We start from the raw sequence: 23,956 nt of genomic DNA, 5'->3' as shown, positions 1-23,956 counted from the left end.
GCGGCCCGGTCGGTGCGGCCCGGTCGGTCGGTGCGCGGGTCGGTCGGTGCGCGGGTCGGTCGGCGCGGGGCGGTGGCGTCAGCGGCGGTTGGCGGAGTTGCGCTTCTTGCGGAGCTTGCGGTCGTCACGCAGCTCGACGTACGGCTCATCGTCGACGGCGTGCCCGGCCGCGATGGCCCGGCTCCGCTCCAACTCGGCGTCGAACTCGGCACCCAGCAGGATCGCGATGTTGCTCAGCCAGAGCCAGACCAAGAAGACGATCACCCCGGCCAGTGCCCCGTACGTCTTGTTGTACGAGCCGAAGTTGCTCACGTAGAGGGCGAACAGACCGGAGATCACCAGCCAGATCACCACGGCCAGCACCCCACCCGGGCTGACCCAGCGGAACCCGCCGTGCCGGGCATTCGGCGACGCCCAGTAGAGGATCGCGAACATCAGGCTGACCAGGATCAGCAGCACCGGCCACTTGGCGATGTCCCACACCGTGACCGCTGTCGCGCCGAGGCCGACCACGTCCCCGACCGCCTCGGCGAGGCGGCCGGTGAAGACCACGATCACCGCGCTGACCAGCAACAGCACTCCGATCACCGCGGTCACGCCGAGGCGGATCGGCAGCGTCTTCCAGATCGGCCGACCCTCCGGCACGTCGTAGATCGTGTTCGAGGCGCGCATGAACGCCCCGATGTAGCCGGACGCGGACCAGAACGCGGCAAGCACACCGATGATCGCCGCGAGGCTGGCCAACCCGCCGTTTTCCTGGGCGGTGCCGATCGCACCGTTGATGATCTCCTGGATGCTGTCGTCGGGCACGGCCTGGTTGACGGTGTCCCGGACGCCGTCGGTGGCACTCTCGCCGAGCAGACCGAGGATCGAGATCAGCACCAGCAGGCCGGGGAAGATGGACAGCACCCCGTAGTAGGTGAGCGCCGCCGCCCAGTCGGTCAGGCTGTCGTCCTGGAATTCCCTTACGGTGCGCCGCAGCGCCGCCTGCCAGCCGCTGCCGGGCAGATCGGTGGGGCTGTCCGGCCCCGCGTCCGGGCCGACCGGCGCGCTGGCGTCGGTGCGCGCCCGGCCGGCGGCAGAGTCGTCCGAGGTCATCGCCTCTCCTCGTCGTCGGTGGTGTCACCTCCGACATGCCCCGTCGACGGGCGCCGGTAACCCCTACCGGTAGAGCAACCTGCTCATTCGGCGCGCGGCCACCCACAGGCCGACACTCATCATCGCCAGCAGGTAGAGCACGTCGAGCAGCCCGACCCAGCCACCGCCGCCAAGCGCGAGGGCGCGGATCAGGTGCACCGCCCGGTACAGCGGGGTGATCTCGACCAACCAGTGCAGCAGTGTCGGATAGGCCTGCGCCGGCACGAACGTGCCGGAGAAGAGGAAGAGGGTGAACTGCGCGGAGGCCAGCAGGTCGAAGTCCTGCCAACTGCGCATGAAGGTGGAGATCGCCATGCCGAGCGCCCCGAACGTGAACCCGACAAGCACCGCGGCCGGGAGGGCGGCAACCGCGCGGGCGACACTTGTCAGGTCAAACCCGACCATCACCGCGAGGAAGGCGGCTGAGTAGGCGCTGCCCCGCAGCATCGCCCAACTGAGCTCACCGGTGGCGATCTCGAACGGCCGGACCGGGGTGGCGATCATCCCGTCGTACAGCTTCAGGTACTTCAGCTTGCCGAAGAAGTTGAAGATGGTCTCCGAGAGCGCCCCGGTCATCGCCGATGAGGCGAGCATCGCCGGGGCCACGAACTCGGCGTACGACACCAGCCGCCCGTCGGGCAGCGGCAGGTCACCGACGAGCGTGCCGACGCCGACGCCGATGGAGAGCAGGTAGAGCAGCGGCTCGACGAAACCGGAGAGCAGCAGCAGCCAGTAGACCGACTTCAGCGCCGCGACGTTGCGCCCCACCACCGACGCCGATCGCCGCGACGCGGCCATGACGTCCACCAGTCGGGGCAGGATCAGCGTGAGCACGGCAGCCTCTCTGCTTGGTCGTCAGACGACGGGTTGGTTTTCAGACCACGAGCTTGCGACGGAACGCCCGCACCGCCAGCAACCAGCCGGCGACCGCCCAGGCCGCCAGGTAGAGCAGGTGCCCGACGATCGACCACTGCGGGGCAACGCCGAGCGTGGCCGCGCGGCACAGGTCCACGGCATGCCACAACGGCGTCGCGTACGCCAGCCAGCGCAGTGCGTCGGGCAACGACTCGACCGGAAAGAACACCCCGGCGAAGAGCGCCATCGGGATGACCGCGAACCGGAACAGCATCGCGAGCCAACTGTCGTGCGACACCGACGCCGTGTACGCGAAGGTCGGCGTGGCGACGGCCAGCCCGAGCAACGCCACCACCGGCAGGGTGGCCACCGCCCACGGCGACCGCAATGCGCCGAACAGCCCGGTGACCAGCAGGAACGCCGTAATGGTGGCGAGCGACCGGAACAGCACGAAGGCCAGGTGCCCGGCCACGATGTCGCCCACCCGCAGCGGCGCGGCGCTCTGCGCGTAGTAGGTCTTGACCCACTGGAAGTTGCTGAACACCGGCCAGGTCGATTCACCGATCGTCGCTTGCAGCGCGGTCGAGGCGATCAGCCCGGGGACCAGCCAGTCGAGGTATCGCACCCCGCCGACGCCCTGGTCGATATAGGCGCCGACACCAAGCCCGAACCCGAGGACGGTCAGCACCGGCAGCAGGAACGAGGAGAACACCCCGGCCCGCCAGGTGCGTCGAAGACCCACCAGGTAGTGCTCGAACACCGCCCACGCCGGCACCCATGGCAACCGCGTCGATCCCGCCACACTCACCCGACCACCCCCCACCACGACCCTGTCTACCCCCGGGGTACGACAAACCGTCGGTCACCCTACGACGACCCCGCCGACGTGTCGCCCGGGTTTCAGCGGGTTGATCGACTCGGCTTTCAGGAAGCCGCGGTGTCAGAGCCGCCCCGATGCCCCGACTTCCTGAAAGCCGAGTCGATCTGGACGGCGTGGCCGCCAGCTACCGGCCAACCGCGTCGGACTCGACGAATGCGCGCCACGCGTCCGGCGGGAAGACGAGCGCGGGGCCGGTCGGGTCCTTGGAGTCGCGGACAGCGACGAACCCAGGCAGGTTGCTGGCAACCTCCACACAGGCGCCGCCGCTGCCGTTGCTGCGGGTGCTCTTGCGCCAGCGGGCGCCGGTCAGCTCCATGTCTCCGCCACTTCCGTGATCAGGTCGAGGGACTGCTGCTGCGATAGTGCCTCACCCCGGATCGACTCCCACACCTCGACCATCTGCCGAACGTACTCGGACCGGTCGATCACCTGCCCGTGGCGCTGCCCGTCCAGGTAGACGACATCCTCGCCGGTGGCTGCGGTGGCGATCACGAAGGGACCATCGAGCCCAGCGTACGCACCGGCCGACAGCGGCACGACCTGGATTCGGACCCGGGGCAGGGCCGAGCCGAGCTTCACCAGGTGCCGCAACTGCTCGCGCATCACCTCCGGCCCGCCGACCCGGCGGCGCAGCGCGTACTCGTCGACGACCAGGCTGAGCAACGGTGGCCGGTTCCGGGTGAGCACGCCCTGCCGGTCGAGCCGGGCGGTCACCTGTTGCTCGACCTCGTCCGCCGCGAACAGCCCGGCCCCGGCCAGAATGGCGCGGGCGTAGCCCTCGGTCTGCACCAGGCCGGGCACGTAGAGCGGCTCGAACCACCGTAGTGCGGTGGTCTCCTGCTCGATGCCGGCCCAGTCGCGGAACCACGGCACCACCGCCTCCCGGCTGATCCGCCGCTGGATGCGCTCGAACCGACCGTCGGCTGAGAACACGGCGTCACACCGGCGGGCGAAGTCCAGACTCGGCCGGCGCTCGGATGTCTCCACCTTGGCCACCAGCGCGCCGGAATAGCTCAACGCCTCGGCCAGCGCCGTCTGTGACATCCCACTGGTGGCCCGGGCCAGCCGCAGCTCCTCGGCGAAGTGCTCCAGCATTGACGAACTCTCCACGGACAACCCCCGTACATTCCCGTACCGGCCGGGCCGATCGCCGTACGCGCTGGTCGTCGGCGTGCGGAACCTCCCACCGTAGTCGGATCGTCACCAGACTGTCACGCAGCGGAACCGCTCACGGGATCGGACGGCGGGCGGAACCAGGCCGGGAGCGCCCCGTGACCCCCGATCCGGGGCGCTCCCACCCACCGATGGAGGATCCCGTGCGACTCACCTGGCCGGCTGATCACGGTGGCGGGCACTGATGCCCCGGTACCGCCCACACGTGGCGGCCCGGCCGTCCTGGCGCTGCCGGGTGTGCGGCGCGGCGTGGCCCTGCTCGCCGGCCCGCTTGGCGCTGCTCGGCGAGTACCGCGAGGATCGGATCGGCCTGCTCGTCTACCTCGCCGCGGTGCACCACGAGGCGGCCGGGGATCTCCCCGGGCACGACGGGCTGACCGACCGCTTCCTCACCTGGGCCAGAGCCCGCTGAACTGTGGTCGTCGGCGGCTCGGCAGGCCGTCGGGCCCCCGTGGTCAGTCGACCAGGGTGCGGCCGGTCAGGTGCAGGAAGACGTCCTCCAGGCCGCTGCGCCGGACCAGCACGTTCGCCGGTTGCAGCCCCAGCGCGGCGACCTCGGCGACCGCCTCGTCGCCGTCCGACACGTAGAGCAGCACCCGGTCGGGCAGCACCTCGACCCGCTCCCCCAGGCCGTCGAGCTTGCTGGCGAACGGCTCCTGCGACTCGGCGGTGAAGCGCAACTCGACAACCTCGCGGGTCGAGTGCTGCTCGATGAGCGCCCGGGGCGAGCCCTCCGCGACGATCCGCCCGCCGTCCATCACCACCAGCCGGTCGCAGAGCTGCTCGGCCTCGTCCATGTAGTGCGTGGTGAGCACCAGCGTGACGCCCTGCTGCTTGAGCCGGAACAGCCGCTCCCACACCAGGTGCCGGGCCTGCGGGTCGAGCCCGGTGGTCGGCTCGTCGAGCAGCACGATCTCCGGGTCGTTGACCAACGCACGGGCAATTGTCAGCCGCCGCTTCATGCCACCGGAGAGCGGCTCGACCTTGCTGTCGGCCCGCTCGGTGAGCTGGACGAAGTCGAGCAGCTCGGCGGCGCGCTCCCGGGCCGCCCGACGGGAGATGCCGAAGTAGCGGGCGTAGACGGTCAGGTTTTCCCGGACGGTCAGCTCCGGGTCGAGATTGTCCAGTTGGGGGCACACACCGAGGCGAGCGCGGATCGCCGGCCCGTCGCGCACCGGATCCATGTCGAGGATGCGCAGCTGGCCACCGCTGGGCGGGGAGGTGCAGCCGACCATCCGCATGGTGGACGACTTGCCCGCGCCGTTGGGCCCGAGGAAGCCGAACGCCTCACCCGAGCGCACCTCGACATCGATGCCGTCCACGGCGGTGAACTCGCCGAACCGCTTCACCAGCCCACGAGCCTGAATCAGTGGTCGCCCCGAAGTCACCGCCCGACCCTAACCGCCCGGTGCGACAACCCTCCACGCAAATACCCGCACCCGGCGAGACGCCGGCCGCCCCGCCCGAGCCCACCACAACGAAACGCCGATCGATGCCCCACAGCTCGCTCAATTGACGTGTATCGTCCCCTCGTGTCGCCCATCAGCACACCCGATGGTTCGTCTCCACCCGCCCGACCAGCCAACTCTCCCGCCGACGAGACCGCGGCGAGCCCCAGCGGTGGCCCACCCCGACCGCGATCGGGAGCAGAGCCGGCGCAGCGCGGGCCTGACGTCACCGAGCGGGCGACGCGGGATTTGGCCGCCCAGTTCGAGGACGAGAAGCCGGGCCGGGTGCTCTCCGGGCCGGCGGGTCTGCTCCTCACCGCTGCCGCGCTGGCGGTCGGCGCCCTCGCCCTGTGGCAGGTGTTCCGCCCCCTGTCGCAGGGCAGCAAGTATTACCTGATCATCTTCCTGGCCGGCGTACTCCCGTTGGTTTTCCTGGCCTACCCGGCCGGCCTGCGGCTGCCGACGTGGCGGCGTCGCACGGCCCCCGCCACCGAGGATGACAACCCGGCTCTGCCGGCTCCGGCGTCGACGCGACCCACAGTCATCGACTGGGTTCTGGTCGCCCTGGCGGTCGCCGCCTGCCTCTACCCCGTCCTGCCGATCCGGATCGGCGGCGGTGGCGGTGGCTACAACGCGTTCCTCGACCGGCAGGGCCTGCTGTCGCCGACGGATCTGGTGCTGGGCACCGTCCTGCTGCTCCTGCTGCTCGAAGCCTGTCGACGGACCACCGGTTGGATCCTGCCCGCGGTCTGCCTGCTCTTCCTCGGCTACGGCTACTACGGCGGGTTGCTGCCGCAGTCCTGGCCGGTCGCGCACGCCGGGCTGGACTTCGGTCAGCTGGTCGACGCGTTCTACAACTCCGACAGCGGCTTCTACGGCACGCCGCTCGACGTGGCCGCCTCGTACATCGTGCTGTTCACCATCTACGGCGCGGTGCTGGAACTGTCCGGGGCGGGGCGGTTCTTCGTCGAGTTGTCGGCTGCGGCGTTCCGGCGCTCGCGTACCGCCGCCGGCCGGACGGCGGTGGCCTCCGGCTTCCTGCTCGGCACCGTCTCCGGCTCCGGCGCGGCGACGACGGTGAGCATCGGCGCGGTCACCTGGCCGCTGCTGCGCCGCGCCGGCTACCCGCCGGAGCGGGCCGGCGGCATGCTGGCGGCGGCCGGCGTGGGCGCCATCCTCTCCCCGCCCACCCTGGGGGCGGCGGCGTTCATCATCGCCGAGTACCTGGGCGTCTCCTACCTACAGGTGTTGGGCTGGGCAACCGTACCGACGGTGCTCTACTACCTCGGCATTCTGCTCGCCGTGGAGATCGACGCTCGCCGCTCCGGCGTACGCCAGGTGGCGGTCGACGTCGGCTCGCCCTGGCGTCTGCTGGGCCGGTTCGGCTACCACTTCGCCTCGCTGATCGCCATCATCGCGTTCCTCGCGGCAGGAGTGTCCGCGACGAGGGCCGTGGTGTTCGCCACCGTCCTGGCCGTCGCGCTCTCCTTCCTGGACCGCGCGCACCGGCTCACCCCGGGCCGGCTGGTGACCGCGCTCGTCACCGGCGTACGCGGTGTCCTCGCCGTCACCGCCGTCTGCGCCGCCGCCGGCATCATCACGGCGACCACCACGAAGACCGGCCTGGGGCCGCAGGCGGCGGCGCTGCTGATCGGCGGCGCGCAGGCGGCCACCTCGGACCCGACGCTGGTGCTGGTGCTCACCGCGCTGCTCGCCGCCGTCGCGCTCAGCCTGCTGGGCCTGGCCGTGCCGGTCACCGCGTCGTTCGTGATCGGTTGGGTGATCGTCGGCCCGGCCCTGCTCGACCTGGGCGTCACCGCGCCGGCGGCGGCGATGTTCGTCTTCTACTTCGCGGTGCTGTCCGAGGTGTCCCCGCCGACCGCGCTCGCCGCGGTGGCCGCCGCCGCGGTCACCGGCGGCCGGCTGGTGCCCACCATGTGGCAGACCCTGCGGTACGCGCTGCCGGCGTACCTGACCCCGATCGCGTTCGTCATCACGCCGGCCGGGCTCGGCCTGCTCGGCATCGGTGGCGTCCAGCGGATCGCCTTCGCCGCAGTGGTCACCGCGCTCAGCGTGGCGGTGCTCGCCGTCGCCGCCGGTGGTTGGCTGCCCGGCGTGGGCCCGGCCGGTGCCCCGGAACGGGTGCTGGGCGTCCTCGCCGGCGTCACCCTGCTCTGGCTCGAACCCGTGCCGGTAACTGTCGGCGCGGCGCTCGCCGCCGTCGCGGTGGCGGGCGTCCTCGTCCGACGCGCATCCGCCGGCCGACCATCGTCCAACCCTGTGGAGGAGAAACTGTGAGACGAATCGACGTACGGCTCGCGGCGGGTCTCAGTGTGCTCGCCCTCGTCGCGGGTTGCGGAGGTCAGCAGGGCGGCGCGGCCACTGACGACGCGGCGCGTGAGGTCACCTGCGAGGTGACGAAGGAGACCCGCGTCGGCATCGCCACCGGCAACGCGACAGGCGTCTACTACGTGGTCGGCAACGCCCTGGCCGGGCAGTTGTCCGGGGCGACCGGCGGCAAACTCAGCGGCACCGCCGCCGAGACCGGCGCGTCGGTGCAGAACGTCGAACAACTGGTCGCCGGCCAGTACGACGTGGCGTTCTCGCTGTTCGACACGGCGGTCAACGCGGTGCAGGGCCAGGGCAGCTTCACCACGCCGCAGCCGGTGCAGGCGTTGGCCCGCATCTACGACAACTACACCCAGGTGGTGGTCCGCAACGACTCCGGCATCACCTCGGTGGCCGCCATGCGGGGCAAGCGGATCTCCACCGGCTCGCCCAAGTCCGGCACCGAGGTGATCGCCAACCGGCTGTTGGAGGCCGCCGGCCTCGACCCGGCCAAGGACATCCGCGCGCAGCGACTGGACCTGACCAAGACGGTCGAGGGGGTCAAGGACGGCAGCATCGACGGCTTCTTCTGGTCCGGTGGCCTGCCCACCGGAGGTCTCACCGACCTGTTCACCACTGCCGGCGACTCGGTGAGGTTCGTCGACCTCTCGTCGTTGCTGCCGAAGATGGCAGCGCTGAGCCCCGGCTACCAGGAGGGCACGATCGGGCGGGACGCGTACCGGACGGCTACCGACACCCCGACCATCGTCGTACCCAACGTGCTGTTGGTCCGCAAGGACCTGGACGCCAACGTCGCCTGCGCGATCACCCGGACGGTCTTCGACAAGCGCGACGCCCTCGCCCAGGCCAACCCGGCGGCCAAGGGGATCTCGCTGAAAACCGCCCGCCGGACCCTGCCGGTGCCGCTGCACCGAGGCGCGGAGAAGGCGCTCACCGATCTCGGCGCGAGCTGACCCGCCCGGTCAGACGTCGCCCGGCGCGGTGGCGGCGCGGGCCACACCGACCAGCCGGTCGGTCTCGGCGAGCAGTGCCTCGTCGTCCGCCGGAGTGCCGGGGTCGAGTCGGACAGTCCAGGTGAGACCGTCGACCCCGGCCACCCGCCGGGCCGCTACCCGCGCCGCGCCGCCGGGCACCGGCTGGTGCTCGGTGTACGCGACCGAACGGGTCACCCGCGCCCGCACCTGGTGCGGCAACTCACCCGGGTCGAGCAGCAGGTAGGTCTCCGTCGGGCCATCGGCGACCACCGTGTAGCCGTCGCGTTCGACGACGGTCTCGGCGGGCGTGACGGCCAACTCCCGGCCCGACCAGACCGCCTTGAGGATGGCGTGCCAGCCGAGCCGGTGCCCCCGACCGGGCAGCCACAGCCCGAGGTTGCTGGCGACCACCACCCCGTCGCCCTCGCCGTTGCCGGCAGCCGCCCAGGCCAGCACCCGCTCGTCGGGGGCCAGCGGCGGCCGGTCGGCCGGTGGCAGCTTCGGCTTGCGGCTGAACAGTCCCATCTAGAGGCCTCCCGCAGCCTGCTCGCGCAGCGCCCGGGCGTGCTGCTCCAGGGACAGCAGCTCACCGAAGGCGGCGAAGTACTCGTCCTTGTTGTTGACCGGGTTGATCCGCTGGATGCGCGACTTGAGATCCCGGACGCGGGCGGTCACCGACCCGAACTGCACCCGCGCCATGGTGATCGACACGTAGCGCGGGTCCGGTTCGCCGTCGATGCGCAGCGGCTCCACCGCCAACTCGCCGACAAGCGCCGCCGCGGCAAGATCGTCGCAGGCGTCCCGGACCGACTCGATCCACACAGCGCCACCGGTCGCCGAGGCGGCTCCCCCGGCCGTCGCGATGGCGGTCCGCACCGCGACGTGCACCGGGTGGCGGTATTCGGTCGACTCGACCGCGTCGAACATGGGCCCGGCCAGGACCGGCTGTTGGAGGGCGAGCTTCAGCGCCTCCCGTTCGACCATCGACTGCGGGCTGTCCACGGCCGGCTCGGGACGAGCCGGGGCGGGCCGGGTGGAGGCGGCGTCGCGGCTGCCCGGGCCGGTGTCGCGGGTGCCGGGTGGCGGGGTGTTGGCGGCGGCGAGCACCGCCCGCTGCACCGGCTCGATCTCCATCCCCAGGTCCATTGCGAGTTTGCGGACGTACTCCGGGCGCTTCTCCCGGTCCTTGAGTCGTGCGACGAGCGGCGCGGCGTGGCGCATGGCCTCGACCCGGCCGTCGACGGTGTCCAGGTCGAAGCGGCCGATCACGTGCCGCAGCGCGAAGTCGACGAGCGGCTCGCGGCGGGCGACCAGATCCCGCACCGCCAGGTCTCCCTTGGCCAGCCGCAGGTCGCACGGGTCCATGTTGTCCGGGCTGACCGCGATGAACGTGCGCCCGACGAACCGCTGATCGTCCTCGAAGGCGCGCAGCGCGGCCTTCTGGCCGGCGGCGTCACCGTCGAAGGTGAAGATGATCTCGCCGGCCACCTCGTCGCTGTCGAACAGCAGCCGCCGCAGGACGGAGATGTGGTCCGCGGCGAAGGCGGTGCCGCAGGTCGCCACCGCCGTGGTCACCCCGGCGAGGTGGCAGGCCATCACGTCGGTGTAACCCTCGACGATGACCGCCCGGCCCTGCTTGGCGATCTCCCGCTTGGCCTGGTCGATGCCGTAGAGCACGTGCGACTTCTTGTAGATCGGCGTCTCGGGGGTGTTCAGGTACTTCGGGCCGTCGTCGTCGTCGAAGAGCTTGCGCGCGCCGAAGCCGATCACGTCGCCCGCGAGGTCGCGGATCGGCCAGAGCAGCCGACGGCGGAACCTGTCGATCAGGGTGCCGGAGCGGGACTCCCGGGACAGCCCGGCGGTGACCAACTCCTGGTGGGTGAAACCCTGCTGGCGCAGGTGCTTGGTGAGCAGATCCCAGCCCTCCGGCGCGAAGCCGCAGCCGTAGCGCTCGGCGGCGGCCCGGTCGAAGCCCCGTTTGGCCAGGAACTCCCGGGCCGGCCGCGCCCCGGCCGTGCTCAGCTGCGCCCGGTAGAACTCGACAGCGGCGGCGTGCGCGGCGACCAGACGCTGCCGTTGCCCCTGCTGGGGGCGGGGGCGCGGGGTGCCCTTGTCGTCCTCGATGTAGCGCAGCTGGATGCCGGCGCGGCCGGCCAGCCGCTCCACGGACTCCACGAAACTGAGGTGGTCGGCGTCCATCAGGAACTTGATGGCGTCGCCGCCGGCCCCGCAGCCGAAGCAGTACCAGACGTTGCGGGCCGGGGAGACGTTGAACGACGGACTCTTCTCGTCGTGAAACGGGCACAGGCCCTTCAGGTTGCCGCCACCTGCGGACTTGAGGGTGACCGTCTCGGAGATCACATCCCCGATCGAGGTGCGTTCCCGGACCAGTGCGATGTCCTCGTCCCGGATCCGCCCAGCCATACGCCACCCCCTCGGCGTACATCCTGCCCTGCCGGACCGACGACACGCCGGCCGGGGGATGCCGGTGTGGCGGGCACCGCTGCCGGCTGGGCGGTTCCGGCCCGCGGGCCGGGCCTCGTGCGATCAGGCCAGGCCGGCGCAGGCCGTCTGGATGGCGGCGCTGAGGCCCGTGTCGCCGCAGTCGGTGGCTGCCGAGGTACGCGCCACGACCTGCCAGCCCTTGGCATCCTGGTGCAGGAACACCTGGCCGTCGGGAATCTCCCCCTGCGGGGCGACAGCCATCAGCCGGGCGTAGCCGTTGCGGCAGGAGAACACCGCCACGTCCTGCACAGTCTGCCCGCTCAGGGCCGCTCTGGTGGTCGCGAGCAGGACCTCCGGGCGGCAGGACGGGGTGTCGGTGACGTGTTGGTCGTCGAGCCGGATCGGCTTGGCGGTGGTCGGGGCCGGGTCGACCGCCCGACCGGCTCCCGCACCGGGCCGCGCCGGGGCGGAAGCCGGTGGCGCGGGGACGCTGGAGGTAGGGGCGGTCGCCGGCGATCCGGAAACGGTCGGCTCCGGCGCGGCGACCGGCCCGTTCGAGGTCGGCGTGGGAGCACTGGCCGCGCCGCCGGTGCGCTCCTCGTGCGCGCATCCGGCCGCCGGCAGGGCCAGCGCCACCGCCACCACCAGGTACGCGCCACTGCGTCGGATCGTCATGATCGTTTCTCCCTCGCGTCGGACTGCCGTCCGGGGCGATGCCCGGTGCTGGTCCGACGCTAGGAAAGCGGCCTGCGTGTGGTCTTGACGAAACCTGGAAGCGCAGGTCGCCGGCTGCTCAGACCAGCTGCGTACCGGTCTCGATCCGGTCCGCCACAGATGCCGCCGCGCACTCGCACCACCACCGCTCGTGCCAACCCGGCGCTTCGCGGGCCTCCCGGGTGCCGAGCCGCCGAAAGGTCGCCGCAGCGGTGTCCCACACCCGGTGCGCCGACTCGACGTCACCCAACGCGGCGTGCGCCGCGCCGAGGTCGCGCAGCGTGCGCGCCGCGCCGAGATCATGGTGTAGCTCGACCCAGCCGTCATGGGCCAGCCGGAGGGCCTCCAGGGCGACCTCCGGCCGGCCGGCCGCCAGGTGCAGTTCACCAATGGTTCGCTGGACCAGCGCCGTGCCGAACCGGTCGTTCAACCGACGGCACGTCGCCAGGCTGCGCTCCAGCGGTGCCAGCGCCCGACCCACGTCCCCCTGCCGGAGCCACACCTTCGCCAGCGCCTGCTCGGTGTAGCAGGCGAGCAGCTCGTCACCGCTCGCCACGATCAGCTCGTGGGCCCGGACGCACCAGCGCTGCGCGTCGTCCAGCTCACCCCGGGCCCGGTGCACGAGGCCGATCCCCCGAGCAGCGATGGCCTCGCCCCGGACGTGACCGAGCCCCCGGTAGGCGTCCATGGCCAGGCTGATGTAGCGCATCGCCTCATCGTCGTCGCCAAGCTCCCGCAGGCAGTGACCGATCCCGTAGGTGGCGTGCGCGGCCGCGTTGTCGCCGCCGATTCGGTTCAGCACGTCGGCCGCCGCGGTCAGCAACGGGACGGCCTCCCGGTGCCGGCCGACCTCGCGCAGCACGGCGCCCAGCCCGCTGCGCGCCGCCGCCGACCCGTGCTCATGACCGGACGCCTCGAACAGCTCGATGGCGCTCCGGAAATTCTGTTCGGCCTCGACGAACCGGTCCTCCTTGTGGCGCAGCAGCGCGATGCCGCAGGCGATCACCGCCTCGCCGACGGAGTTCCCGGCAGCCCGGGCCGCCGCGGCCGCCGCCGCGTGGGTGCGCCCCCAGCCGACAAAGTCGTTCCGGACCGCGAAGGACGCGTAGACCAGCGCGTCGGCCAGCGCGCACGCCGCCACGTCCATGCCGAGCTCCGCGGCCCGCTCTACCGCGACGACAAGTGTCGACGCCTCGACATCGAGCCAACCGGGCAGCTGGTGGTCCGTCGGGAGCGGAACCGTCGGCACGTCCACCGGCTGCGGCCGCTGCCGATAGAGCGGCGGAACGGCGTACGGCTGCCGCTGGTTGAGCCGCTCCGCAAGGTCGGTGGCGGTTGCCAGGACCCGGGCCACCGCGGCGCGCAGCGCGCCGTCGGCGTCCTCCTCGACGGCGCGTTCCCAGGCGAACAGTCGAACCAGGTCGTGCATGTGGTAGCGGAGCAACCGGTGCGTCGGGTCGGGCAGGGCGGTCACCAGCCGGGCGTCGGCGAGTTGCTCCAACAGCTCTTCGGCCTCGTCCACCGAGCCGCCGATGAGCGCCGCCACCAGCCACTCCGCGAAGCTCGGCACCCCGAGGAAGCCGAGCAGCCGCAACGCCCGGCGGGCCGCCGGGTCGAGCGCCTGGTAGCCGATTCCGACGCTGACCCGTACGGCCAACCCGTCTGTGGCCATCTCGTCGAGCCGCCCACGTTCGTCCCGCATCCGCTCCGCCAGGCGGGCGATCCGGCGGTGCGGTCGCGCCGCGATCCGCGCGCCGACGATCCGAAGAGCGAGTGGTAGCCCCGCGCACATCTCGACGAGGGCGTCCGCCGCCTCCGGTTCCGCCGCCACCCGGGCCGGCCCGATGATGCGATCCAACAGGTGGACCGAGTCGGCCTGATCCAGCAGCGGCACCTCGACGTGTCCGGCACCCGGAACGGTGGTCAGCCAGGCCCGGCTGGAGACGATCAGGGCGCTGCCCGGGCCGCCGGGCACCAGGGGCCGGACCTCCTCGGCGCTGACCGCTGAGTCGAGCACGATGAGGAGACGTCGACCGCTCAGCATGGCCCGGTACTGCCCGAGCTTGTCCGCCATCGTGGGGAGTTGGTGGATGTTGGTGGCGCCGAGGGCGCGCAACACCCGGTCGACCGCCTCCCCCGAGTCACGGCCGCGACCACTGAGGGTGACGAAAATCTGACCATCCGGGTACGCCTGCCGCAGCAGATACGCCAGTCGGATGCTGAGGGCCGTCTTCCCGACCCCACCCGGGCCGGAGAGGATCAGCACGGGTGCGGCGGCCCCCTCGTCACCCCGACCGTCGGGGCGCAGGACGCTCAGCGCGCGGGAGATCTCCGATTCGCACCCGACATGGTCGGGCAGGTCGGCCGGGAGTTGGCACCCGAGCCCCCCGCTGGTGGGCTGCGGATGCTCCGGTGCGGTCGCGACCGGTGTCGGCACGACGGCCGACGGCTGCGCCGGAGCCGGCGTCGGCGTCGGGGTCGCGAGCGCTGCCGGTGGCCGTAGGGTGCCGCGCAGGATCTCCCGGTGCAGGTCCTGAAGGTCCGTGCCCGGGTCGATCCCGAGATCGTCGGCGAGCCGGGCGCGGGTCCGGGTGTACACCTCGAGCGCCTCGGCTCGGCGTCCATTGAAGTAGAGGGCTCGCATCAGGCTCAGCGCCAACGGCTCGATGAGCGGGCTCCGATCCATGGCCACTGTGAGCCGCTCGGTGACCGGGCCGGGCCGGCCATGGGTGATCTCACTGTCGGCCCAGTCGAGCAGGACCCGGGTGAGTTGCTGACGCAGCCCTTCCCGGATCCGGGCCGCCCAGTCGCCGGGCAGGCCGTCGAGGGGCTCCCCGCGCCACAGGTCGATCGCTTCCCGCAGCAGAGCGGGCCGGTCCGGATGCTCCACCGGCAGGCCCTGCGCCTGCTCGGCGAGGCGGCGTAGTCGGTACAGGTCCACCCGGTCCGGGTCGGCGGCGAGCAGATAGCCGGTCTGACTGCGCCCCACGGTGATCGGCGCCGTCTCGGCCGACCGGGCGGTGGCCAGGATCCGCCGGATGCGGGTCAGGTAGGTGTACAGCACGCCGCGTGCGTCGGCTGGCGGCGTCTCGTCCCAGACCCGGTCGACAAGGGTCTCGATCGGCACGCTTCGACCCGCGTCAACGGCGAGCGCGGCGAACACCAGCCGCTGCTTCGGCGGACCCAGCTCCACCGATCGTCCGTCGACCACAACCTGCAGGTCACCCAATATACGTAGTTCCACGGCTTCGCCCCCGAGCCCGTAGTGCCTACACGGCCCGGAGCGGGCCGCTCAAGTTGTCAAGAATCCGTTCAGGTTCGCTACCGGATCCGGCTGCGAGGGTCTTCCCAGCCAGCCACCGCCGAACCGCACGCGACACCACTCAGCGGTGCCACGGCTCTCGTGTCCTCATCAGAAGGGAAGGCTGCCGGCCGACAACCGCATAGCAGGACCATCTGGGACCGACCACTGCGGACGGAACCCACGGTGACGCCTGCGTCGCGGATCTTATCCGGACGCGTCGACTTCAGCCAAGAGTCTCGATGCATTCCGGTCCGGCGCCACCACCCCCCACTCATCCACCCTGAAGGGAAAAGTTGTGCAGTCACGATTCGGCCGTACTCGCCGAGCGAGCGGCATCGTCGGCGCGCTGGCCATGATCGCCGCGGGACTGGTCGGCCTGTCGCCGGCCCCGGCGCAGGCCTCCACACTCGAAGGACCCATCGATCGCGGCGAGATCATGCGCCGCGCCCAGAACTGGGTGGACCGCGGCCTCACCTACAGCCAGGCGCAGAGTGAGCCGGCGTCCGACGAAGAGGGTTCCCACAGGTACCGCCGGGACTGCTCCGGACTGGTTTCCATGGTCTGGCACCTGGACAAGAAGCCGAGCGGTTGGGACTACAACACGGACGATTTCGAGGGGTCCAACTCCCGCTGGTTCACTCTCGGCAGCAGAGACGACTGGCAGCCCGGCGACGCGATGGTGCGCTCGGGCCACATCGAACTGTTCGCTTTCTGGGCCGACCGGAACGACCACAGCAAGGGCGCCTACGTCTATTCGTTCAACAGAGACGGCGAGACGGTCCAGAACCCGCGCGAGAGGAGCAATTTAGGCAACCTGGGCTTCAACAGCGCGGGTGACCTGGCGAGTTTCAAGCCGATCCGCCGTACCGGTCTGATCGCCTCCCCGTCGGCTCCCGCGAAGCCGCAGGCCACGAAGTTGTCGGTCGCGCTGAACGCGGACGGCCGGATGCAGGCGTTCCAGACCCGTGGTTCCGGCGCGGTGTACAGCACCTGGCAGTCCGCCCCCAACAGCGTCTTCGGCGCCTGGGCCAACCTCGGCGGCAGCGCCCTGAAGTCGCCGACGGCGGTGACGAAGGCGGACGGCCGGATCGAGTTGTTCGCGATCGGCGGCGACGGGAAGCTCTACGACAAGTGGCAGAGCACCGTGAACGGCCCGTTCTCCGACTGGACCAGCCTCGGCGGCAGTGCGCTCAGCAGTGACCTGAACGTCGCCACGAACGCCGACGGGCGCCTGCAGGTCTTCGTCATCGGCGGCAACGGCAGCCTCTACAGCATCTGGCAGACCACCACCAGCGGCCCCTGGTCGGCCTGGGCCAACCTCGGCGGCACCGACCTGCGCTCGCTCAGCGCCGTGAAGAAGAAGGACGGCCGGATCGAGCTGTTCGCCATCGGCGGCGACGGGAAGCTCTACCACAGGTGGCAGAGCACGGCCAACGGGCCGTTCTCCGACTGGACCAGCCTCGGCGGCAACGACCTGACCACCGAGCTCGCCATCTCCGCCAATGCCGACGGACGCCTCCAGGTCTTCGTCATCGGCGGCAACGGCGCCCTCTACAGCATCTGGCAGACCACCACCAGCGGCGCCTGGGCCGACTGGACCAACCTCGACGGCACCGACCTGAGCGCCGTCCGGGCTGTCACCAAGGCCGACGGTCGGATGGAACTGTTCGCGATCGGCGGCGACTCAAAGCTCTACCACAAGTGGCAGACCACAGCGAACGGGCCGTTCTCCCCCTGGACCAGCCTCGGCGGCAATGGCCTCACCACCGACCTCGCCATCTCCGCCAACGCCGACGGACGACTCCAGGTCTTCGTCATCGGCGGCAACGGCAGCCTCTACAGCATCTGGCAGACCACCACCAGCGGCTCCTGGTCGGACTGGACCAACCTCGGCTGACCCCAGCACCACCCGCGGGGGGCACCGGCCGCGCCGGTGCCCCCCGCTCCACAGCAGATCACCGGTCCGCCTCCGGCGGAGCCGCGCCCTCGTACGCCCCGGTAGCCCTCGAAAGGAACTTCTTCCATGCGTGTTTCCTCCGCCCCGCACCTGCCGAACCAGATTTCCCGACGTGGCGTCCTGGCCGGTCTGGCCGCCGTTGTCGCAGGCGGCGTCACCGGGCTGACCTTCGGATCCCCGGCGGCCGCGGCCGTCTACCGCCGTGGTGTCGACTACTCGTGGGGTCGCCCGAGCATCAGCGGCCTCAAGGCCGCCGGTTACACCTTCGCCTGCCGATATCTGAGTGACAGCACCGATGGCAAGAACCTCACCCGCGGTGAGGCGGACGCCCTCATCGCGGCCGGCATCGACGTCGTCTGCAACTGGGAGTACACCGCCAGCGAGGCGCTGCAGGGGTACGCGAAGGGGGTGGAGAACGCCACCAAGGCGCAGAGCCAGGCGCTGGCCTGCGGCATGCCGGCGGGCAAGCCGATCTACTTCAGCGTGGACTTCGACGCATCGGCGTCGCAGCAGACCGTCATCAACGCCTACTTCGACGGGTTGGCCTCCGTGCTGGGCCGGGCCCGGGTCGGCGCCTACGGCGGCTACTACGTGATCAAGCGACTCTTCGACGCCGGCAAGATCCGCTGGGGCTGGCAGACGTACGCCTGGTCGTCCGGCCAGTGGGACAGCCGGGCACAGCTGCGGCAGGTGGAGAACAACGTGACCATCGCCGGAGCCCAATGTGACCGCAACGAGGCCTGGGCCATCGACTTCGGCCAGTGGGGTAGCCGGCCGTCCGCCCGGTCGTTGGCGGTGGCGTTGAATGCCGACGGCCGGTTGCAGGCGTTCCAGACCCGCGGCTCCGGCGCGGTGTACAGCACCTGGCAGACCTCCCCGAACGGCGTCTTCGGCGACTGGGCCAACCTCGGCGGCACCCACCTGCAGGCCCCGACCGCGGTGACGAAGGCGGACGGCCGGATCGAACTGCTCGCCATCGGCGGCGACTCGAAGCTCTACGACAAGTGGCAGCGCAGCACGAACGGGCCGTTCGCCGACTGGGCCAGCCTCGGCGGTAACGATCTCACCACCGACCTCACCACCGCCACCAACGCCGACGGACGCCTGCAAGCCTTCGTCATCGGCGGCAACGGCAGCCTCTACAGCATCTGGCAGACCACCACCAGCGGCCCCTGGTCGGCCTGGACCAACCTCGGCGGCACCGACCTACGCTCGCTCAGCGCCGTGAAGAAGAAGGACGGCCGGATCGAACTGTTCGCCATCGGCGGCGACGGGAAGCTCTACCACAAGTGGCAGAGCACGGCCAACGGGCCGTTCTCCGACTGGACCAGCCTCGGCGGCAACGACCTCACCACCGACCTCACCATCGCCGCCAACGCCGACGGACGCCTCCAGGTCTTCGTCATCGGCGGCAACGGCGCCCTCTACAGCATCTGGCAGACCACCACCAGCGGCGCCTGGGCCGACTGGACCAACCTCGACGGCACCGACCTGAGCGCCGTCAAGGCCGTCACCAAGACCGACGGTCGGATCGAGCTGTTCGCCATCGGCGGTGACGCCAGGCTCTACCACAAGTGGCAGAACACGGCTAACGGCCCGTTCGCGGACTGGACCAGCCTCGGCGGCAACGACCTCACCACCGACCTGGCCGTCGCCACCAACGCCGACGGACGCCTCCAGGTCTTCGTCGTCGGCGGCAACGGGAGCCTCTACAGCACCTGGCAGACCACCACCAGCGGTCCCTGGTCCAGCTGGGCCAACCTCGGCTGACGGGCACCATCGCGGGGTCACCGGTGCGGCCGGGTGACCCCGCGCTCACCGGTTCCGGCCCGCCGGCCGGGCCCACCCGGGGACCATGACCAGATGCGCAGGGTACGGACCGACCGCCCGCACGTGCCGAGCTGGTTGGGCACGTGGTTGGGGCTACGCGGCCAGGCCCCGCGGACGGACGAGGCCGGCCACCGGCACGCCACCTGGCTGGAACTCTTCCTCGACCTCATCTTCGTGTACGCGCTGGCAGCGGTGACGGCCCGGCTGGGCGACGACCCCTCGCCGTCGCCGAGGGCGGTGCTGGCCGTCATCGGGCTCTTCGTGGTGATCCAGTGGGCCTGGCTGGGGCAGGTCTACTACGACACCCGGTTCGACCCGGACGACGCGCTGCACCGGCTGCTGGTGCTCGTCGCGTTGGTCGGCGCGGGCGCGATGACGCTCGGGGTCGACGAGGTGCCGGAGAGCGTGCTTCTGCCGGTCGGGTACCTGATCGTGCGGGGCGTGCTGCTCCTGCTGTACCTGCGGGCCCGTCCGACCAGCCCGATGGCGCGTACGGTGACGACTGTCTACCTGATCGGCTTCGGGTCCGGTTGGCTGCTCTGGCTGGTGTCGCTGACCGTGCCCAGTCAGCTGCGCCCGGTGCTGTGGGTGGTCGCGATGGTCATCGAACTGAGCACGCCCTGGGTCGGCGTACGCTGGCTCAACCGCTGGCCGGTGGACAACCGGCACCTACCGGAACGGATCGGCCAGTTCACCATCATCGTGCTGGGCAGCGCGCTGGCCAGCCTGCTCTTCGCCGTGCCGGACCATCCCCCGCCACACATGATCCTCACCGCCGCGTTGGCCTTCCTGATCCCGGCGGCCGTCTGGTGGGTCTACACCACGTTCGTCACCACCCGCCTGCTCCAGCGCCGGCTGCGCGGCGGGCAGGCGTACAGCTACCTGCACATTCCGCTCGGCGGTGCCCTGCTGCTGCTCGGCTGGGCGCTCGGACAGGTGGTCCGGCTGATCGACAGCAACGCTGACCACCTGCCACTGGAGCTGCGGCTGCTGCTTGGCGCATCGATGGTGATCTGGACGCTCTGTGGTCTTGCCCTGTACTGGCTGTGGACCCGACCCAGCGCCGCCCGGTTGGCAATCGCCGTCTACGGCGTGGTCTCGGTCTCGCTGATCACCACGACGGTGCGCCAACCAAGGGTGCTGCTGTCGCTGCTCGCCCTGGCGGTCGTCGGTTATGCCGTCCTGGTCAGCCGGCGACTGGCCAGAGCCGGCGCGGCGAACCGCACACCCGAGGGATGAGCAACCCTCAGGCGGCGGTGGCCTCCTCGGCGGTCACCTGGCTGTTCCAGTCGGCCTTGGTGGAGCGCCAGCCCTCGTCGTCCATGCCACGCCGCCAGTAGCCGGAGATGGAGAGTTGACCGAGCGGGATGCCCCGCTCGCCGCGCAGCAACCGGCGCAGGTCCCGGACGAAGGCTGCCTCGCCGTGCACGAACGCGTGCACCTGACCGGCCGGGAACTCCAACGCCCGTACCGCCGCGACAAGCGCCGCACCGACCGGGCTCTCGCCCCGGTGCACCCAGGTCACCTCGATCGCGCCGGGGCTGAGCAGCTTCTGCTCGTCGGCCGGGTCGCCGATCTCCACGAAGACGTGGGCCGGCGCGCCCAGCGGCAGCCGTTCGCATGCGGCGGCGATCGCCGGCAGGGCGCTCTCGTCGCCGACCAGCAGGTGCCAGTCCGCGTCCGGGCTCGGCGCGTACGCCCCGCCGGGGCCGACGAAGTGCACCGGGTCGCCCGGCCGTAGCGCGGCGGCCCACGGGCCGGCCAACCCCTCGTCGCCGTGGTACACCACGTCCACGGTCAACTCCTCGGCAAGCGGATCCCACCGCCGTACGGTGTACGCGCGCAGCCGGGGCCACTGCTCCCGGGGCAGGTCCCGACGGATCGCGGCGAGATCCATCGGCTGCGGATAGACGACGCCGGGCTGCGGGAACACCAGCTTGATGTAGTGGTCGGTGAACTCACCCACCGGCAGGTCGGCCAACTCGTCCCCACCGAGGACGAGCCGGACCAGGTGCGGGGTGGGCCGCTCGGTGCGCAGCACGCGGACCGACGTCACTGCTCTAGGCCGTTCGGTCATGTTGGTTAGGCTAGCCTAACCAGCTCGGGCCGCCAATCGAGGTCCCGCCAGGCCATCTGCTCCGGGACCGCTCTCCGCCGGGCAAGCAGATGCCGGGCAAGCAGATAGGCGTTGAGCCCGTCCTCGAGTGTGCGAGCACGGTCCGACAGGGCGCCGTCGGCCGCCGCCCGGATGGCCCCGTTGAGACCGGCCGACTCAATGTCCATCCACTGGCTCGCCGCGGCCGCGTCGGTGAAGGCCGTGGCGCCGCCTCGGCCCGTCGTTTCGCGACGCACCACCCGGAGCGCCGCGGCAACCTGTTCGATGTACCACTCGATCAGCCGGTCCAGCCCGGCAGTCCGGTCCGGCACCGGATCAGTGGTCCGCGCCCGCCGCTCGGCAAAAAGGCGCAGCAGGTCGTGATAGCGGAAGCGGCCCTTCGCGCAGACCTGCACGAGGTTGCCGTCCACCAGTTCGTGCAGTGCCTCCTCGACCAGCGCCTCGTCCTCGCCCACCATCCGAGCCGCCGCAGGCAGGCCAAAGTGGGCGCCGGGCAGAAGCGCCGACATGCGAAACGTCCGGGCCGTGGCAGCGGGGAGCTGCTGGTAGCTGAGGTCGAAGCTGGCTTCCACCCCCACGTCGCCGATCCGGAGCACGTCCAGCCGCACGTGGCGGTCGGCCAGCTGCTCCATCACCGCCCGCACCGTCCAGGACGGCCGGCTCACCAATCGGCTGCCCGCCACGCGCAAGGCGATCGGCAGGTGCCCACAGGCGCGCACAACGCCGACGGCGGCCTCGTGCTCCGCCGCCACGCGGGCCGAACCCACCGATGCTGCCAGCATGTCGATCGCGTCGACGGCCGAGGGCACGGCCAGGTCGACGATCACGGCACCGGCCAGGTCGGCGAGCCGACGACGACTGGCGACCAGCACCGCGCTGCCGCCAGTTCCTGGCAGTAACGGCCGCACCTGCGCCGCATTGCGCGGGTTGTCCAGCACGATCAGCATCCGGCGGTCAGCCAGGACGCTGCGGAACAGTGCCGAGCACTCCGCCTCGTCGCGTGGTATCCGGCGGGCGGGCACGCCGAGCGCGCGCAAAAAACCGGCCAATGCGTCCAGCGGCGACACCGGGAGGCGACCGAAGCCTTGCAGATCGATGTACAGCTGCCCGTTCGGAAACGACGGCCGCAGCAGCTGTGCGCTGCGCAGCGTCAGTGCCGTCTTGCCGACCCCGGCGGCTCCGGTGATCACACAGGTTGTCACCGACTCCGGCAACGGTCGCTGCGGATCTCGACCGAGCAGGTGCAGGAGATGGCGTATTTGCTCCGCCCGCCCGGTGAAGTCCGCGGGCGGCGCGGGAGTCTGCAAGGGCACTCCCCGTGGCGTGGGCGACCCGGTTTCGACCGACCCCCGCCGGCCCGGAGGTCCGAGCACCGACCGGTACGCCTCGACCAGCTCCCGGCCGGGATCGATGCCGAGGTCCTCGGACAGCCGTCGGCGGACGTCCTCGTACGCCCGCAGCGCGGCAGCCTGTTGGCCAACCCCGGCCAACGTGGAGATCAGCTGGGCTTGCAGTGGTTCGTGCAGGGGATACTGGCCGGACAGTTCCCGCACGGTCCGCAGCGCTCGGTCGAAGCGGCCGAGCGGCCCGGCCAGCTTGGCGTGGCGGATCGTCGCGGCGATGCGCTCCTCCTCGACCGCGATCAGCAACGAGTCACCACGCAGCTCCGGCACGTCCGCGAGCGGGCTGCCGCGCCACTGTTGGATCGCCTCGTCGAGCAGGGCGAACGCGGCTGGCCCGTCGTCGTGCGCATCGGCCCGTGCCAGCAACTCCTGCCCCATCAGTAGGTCGAGCTGCTCGGTGGCCACGGTGAGCCGGTAACCGCCGGGCACCAGCGCCAACGGCTGACGAACCCGTTCCGTGGACCACCCGCTCTCCAGCGACCGACGCAGCCGGCTGACATAGGTCTGCACCAGGTTGACCGCGGTGGAGGGCGGCTGCGCGCCCCAGAGCAGGTCGATCAGTTCGTCGCGGGACACCGCCGCGTTGGGCGTCAGGGCCAGCCGGGCGAGCACCACCCGGTGCCGGCCGGCGCCGAGTGGCACGGCCGTGGACCCTCGATACAGCGAGAGAGGACCGAACAGCTTGATTGTCGGCGACTCCGCCCGATCGTCGTTCGGGCCGGCGGCGGCCAGCGCCGAGTCCCGCAGAGTCGCGGCCTCGTGGTCGGACAGTCCCAAAGCCACGCTGAGGGCGCGTATGGAGCGCGGTCTCGGGCGGCGGCTGCGCCCCTGTTCGAGGTCGCGAATAGTCGCTGCGCTCAGCCCAGACCGATCGGCCAACTCCTGCTGCGTCAGGCCACTCCGCTCCCGCAAACGCTGCAAATATCGACCGAAACCGACGTCTTTCCAATAAAATTTATCTATCAAAATGATCACCCCCGTGAATCGACGCCATTCTAATACGGGGTCTGTTCCGGCGCGGCCCCGTCGTCGGCGGGTCATCGACTTCATTCCGGAGATGGCGGAAACCGGGTGTCCGCCTCAGATGGCGGACACCCGGTTTCCGGTGCTCGGGGAGGTCAGCTGTTGAAGGGCACCGCGGAAAGGAGCGCCTGCGTCCACCCCGAGTCGTCCACCGCGCCCAGACCGAAGAGGTCGCCGCCGCTGCCGTCGTAGGGGTTGCGGTCGGTGTAGCGGAAAAGCCCGCCAGTCCCGGTACGACCAAAGTACGTACCCGCGCCGGGCGAGACCAGGTGGGTCATGCCCTGCCAGGTGCTGTCCTTCAGCTCACCCGAGGACCAGGAACCCGCACCATTGATCTTGTACGACAGG

Annotated in this window: 17 protein-coding genes and 2 pseudogenes; 6 read left to right on the top strand and 13 right to left on the bottom strand. The window is 71.0% G+C overall.

Translation table 11 applies throughout. From position 1 onward, the window contains the following. Positions 1–78 precede the first annotated feature (78 nt). The 5 genes from AB0B85_RS23595 to AB0B85_RS23575 all read right to left on the bottom strand — a co-directional run bounded on the left by AB0B85_RS23595 (position 79) and on the right by AB0B85_RS23575 (position 3,967). Positions 79–1,098: a YihY/virulence factor BrkB family protein gene (locus AB0B85_RS23595; RefSeq protein ID WP_357410699.1), complete on the bottom strand. Its 1,020-nt coding sequence runs from the start codon at positions 1,096–1,098 to the stop codon at positions 79–81. A 63-nt stretch (positions 1,099–1,161) separates the two neighbouring features. Then, a complete protein-coding gene (locus AB0B85_RS23590) occupies positions 1,162–1,971 on the bottom strand; it encodes an ABC transporter permease (RefSeq protein WP_357410697.1) in 810 nt (269 codons plus the stop codon). 40 nt (positions 1,972–2,011) lie between these two features. Then, positions 2,012–2,800 (bottom strand): ABC transporter permease, encoded by a 789-nt coding sequence (locus AB0B85_RS23585; protein WP_357410695.1) that lies wholly within the window; start codon positions 2,798–2,800, stop codon positions 2,012–2,014. 196 nt (positions 2,801–2,996) lie between these two features. After that, positions 2,997–3,188: a DUF397 domain-containing protein gene (locus AB0B85_RS23580; RefSeq protein ID WP_357410693.1), complete on the bottom strand. Its 192-nt coding sequence runs from the start codon at positions 3,186–3,188 to the stop codon at positions 2,997–2,999. Beyond that, positions 3,179–3,967, bottom strand: a complete 789-nt coding sequence (locus AB0B85_RS23575) for a helix-turn-helix transcriptional regulator (protein WP_357410691.1) — start codon at positions 3,965–3,967, stop codon at positions 3,179–3,181. Before AB0B85_RS23575 ends, AB0B85_RS23580 begins: the two co-directional genes overlap by 10 nt. Positions 3,968–4,229: 262 nt before the next feature. Between AB0B85_RS23575 and AB0B85_RS23570 the strand changes: the two genes are divergently transcribed. Then, on the top strand, positions 4,230–4,457 hold the full coding sequence (locus AB0B85_RS23570) for a flavin reductase (protein ID WP_357410689.1): 228 nt from the start codon (positions 4,230–4,232) through the stop codon (positions 4,455–4,457). A gap of 43 nt (positions 4,458–4,500) precedes the next feature. On the opposite strand, the gene AB0B85_RS23565 is transcribed toward AB0B85_RS23570, so the two are convergent. After that, positions 4,501–5,433, bottom strand: coding sequence for an ABC transporter ATP-binding protein (locus AB0B85_RS23565; RefSeq protein ID WP_357410687.1), 933 nt, complete (start codon positions 5,431–5,433; stop codon positions 4,501–4,503). Positions 5,434–5,577: 144 nt separating this feature from the next. Between AB0B85_RS23565 and AB0B85_RS23560 the strand changes: the two genes are divergently transcribed. Both AB0B85_RS23560 and AB0B85_RS23555 read left to right on the top strand, forming a co-directional pair. Next, entirely contained in the window at positions 5,578–7,791 is a 2,214-nt protein-coding gene (locus AB0B85_RS23560) for a TRAP transporter fused permease subunit (protein WP_357410685.1), read from the top strand. Next, positions 7,788–8,795, top strand: a complete 1,008-nt coding sequence (locus AB0B85_RS23555) for a TAXI family TRAP transporter solute-binding subunit (protein WP_357410683.1) — start codon at positions 7,788–7,790, stop codon at positions 8,793–8,795. Before AB0B85_RS23560 ends, AB0B85_RS23555 begins: the two co-directional genes overlap by 4 nt. Positions 8,796–8,804: 9 nt before the next feature. On the opposite strand, the gene AB0B85_RS23550 is transcribed toward AB0B85_RS23555, so the two are convergent. The 4 genes and pseudogenes from AB0B85_RS23550 to AB0B85_RS23535 all read right to left on the bottom strand — a co-directional run bounded on the left by AB0B85_RS23550 (position 8,805) and on the right by AB0B85_RS23535 (position 15,168). Beyond that, on the bottom strand, positions 8,805–9,341 hold the full coding sequence (locus AB0B85_RS23550; RefSeq protein WP_357410681.1) for a hypothetical protein: 537 nt from the start codon (positions 9,339–9,341) through the stop codon (positions 8,805–8,807). Next, positions 9,342–11,262: pseudogene (gene dnaG / locus AB0B85_RS23545) on the bottom strand (DNA primase). Positions 11,263–11,363: 101 nt separating this feature from the next. Further along, a complete protein-coding gene (locus AB0B85_RS23540) occupies positions 11,364–11,936 on the bottom strand; it encodes a hypothetical protein (protein ID WP_357410679.1) in 573 nt (190 codons plus the stop codon). Positions 11,937–12,054: 118 nt separating this feature from the next. Further along, the gene (locus AB0B85_RS23535; protein ID WP_357410677.1) at positions 12,055–15,168 is read right to left on the bottom strand and encodes a BTAD domain-containing putative transcriptional regulator; all 3,114 of its coding nucleotides are present in this window, start codon (positions 15,166–15,168) and stop codon (positions 12,055–12,057) included. Between the two features lie 406 nt (positions 15,169–15,574). On the opposite strand from AB0B85_RS23535, the gene AB0B85_RS23530 reads away from it, so the two are divergent. From AB0B85_RS23530 to AB0B85_RS23520, 3 genes are all read left to right on the top strand, one after another. Next, on the top strand, positions 15,575–17,176 hold the full coding sequence (locus AB0B85_RS23530) for a hypothetical protein (protein ID WP_357410675.1): 1,602 nt from the start codon (positions 15,575–15,577) through the stop codon (positions 17,174–17,176). Between the two features lie 126 nt (positions 17,177–17,302). Further along, entirely contained in the window at positions 17,303–19,006 is a 1,704-nt protein-coding gene (locus tag AB0B85_RS23525) for a glycoside hydrolase domain-containing protein (protein ID WP_357410673.1), read from the top strand. 93 nt (positions 19,007–19,099) lie between these two features. After that, positions 19,100–20,305, top strand: a complete 1,206-nt coding sequence (locus AB0B85_RS23520) for a low temperature requirement protein A (protein WP_357410671.1) — start codon at positions 19,100–19,102, stop codon at positions 20,303–20,305. 7 nt (positions 20,306–20,312) lie between these two features. Here AB0B85_RS23520 and AB0B85_RS23515 read toward each other — a convergent pair whose 3' ends face one another. The 3 genes and pseudogenes from AB0B85_RS23515 to AB0B85_RS23505 all read right to left on the bottom strand — a co-directional run. Further along, entirely contained in the window at positions 20,313–21,143 is an 831-nt protein-coding gene (locus AB0B85_RS23515) for a siderophore-interacting protein (RefSeq protein ID WP_357410669.1), read from the bottom strand. Between the two features lie 5 nt (positions 21,144–21,148). After that, positions 21,149–23,560, bottom strand: coding sequence for a BTAD domain-containing putative transcriptional regulator (locus tag AB0B85_RS23510; RefSeq protein WP_357410667.1), 2,412 nt, complete (start codon positions 23,558–23,560; stop codon positions 21,149–21,151). A 143-nt stretch (positions 23,561–23,703) separates the two neighbouring features. Continuing rightward, positions 23,704–23,956, bottom strand: a pseudogene (locus tag AB0B85_RS23505) (M23 family peptidase); the annotation flags it as partial.

It is taken from the genome of Micromonospora sp. NPDC049044 (assembly GCF_040649215.1).
Taxonomy (GTDB): Bacteria; Actinomycetota; Actinomycetes; order Mycobacteriales; family Micromonosporaceae; genus Micromonospora.
The sequence above is the reverse complement of the archived record's forward strand: the minus strand, read 5'-3'. Positions and strand labels throughout refer to the sequence as shown.

What these genes read in the sequence shown, in the direction of transcription:
- AB0B85_RS23595 (WP_357410699.1), bottom strand. Translation starts at nt 1,098, where the DNA reads ATGACCTCGGACGACTCTGCCGCCGGCCGGGCGCGCACCGACGCCAGC.
- AB0B85_RS23580 (WP_357410693.1), bottom strand. Translation starts at nt 3,188, where the DNA reads ATGGAGCTGACCGGCGCCCGCTGGCGCAAGAGCACCCGCAGCAACGGC.
- AB0B85_RS23575 (WP_357410691.1), bottom strand. Translation starts at nt 3,967, where the DNA reads ATGCTGGAGCACTTCGCCGAGGAGCTGCGGCTGGCCCGGGCCACCAGT.
- AB0B85_RS23570 (WP_357410689.1), top strand. Translation starts at nt 4,230, where the DNA reads ATGCCCCGGTACCGCCCACACGTGGCGGCCCGGCCGTCCTGGCGCTGC.
- AB0B85_RS23550 (WP_357410681.1), bottom strand. Translation starts at nt 9,341, where the DNA reads ATGGGACTGTTCAGCCGCAAGCCGAAGCTGCCACCGGCCGACCGGCCG.
- AB0B85_RS23540 (WP_357410679.1), bottom strand. Translation starts at nt 11,936, where the DNA reads ATGACGATCCGACGCAGTGGCGCGTACCTGGTGGTGGCGGTGGCGCTG.
- AB0B85_RS23525 (WP_357410673.1), top strand. Translation starts at nt 17,303, where the DNA reads ATGCGTGTTTCCTCCGCCCCGCACCTGCCGAACCAGATTTCCCGACGT.
- AB0B85_RS23520 (WP_357410671.1), top strand. Translation starts at nt 19,100, where the DNA reads ATGCGCAGGGTACGGACCGACCGCCCGCACGTGCCGAGCTGGTTGGGC.
- AB0B85_RS23515 (WP_357410669.1), bottom strand. Translation starts at nt 21,143, where the DNA reads ATGACCGAACGGCCTAGAGCAGTGACGTCGGTCCGCGTGCTGCGCACC.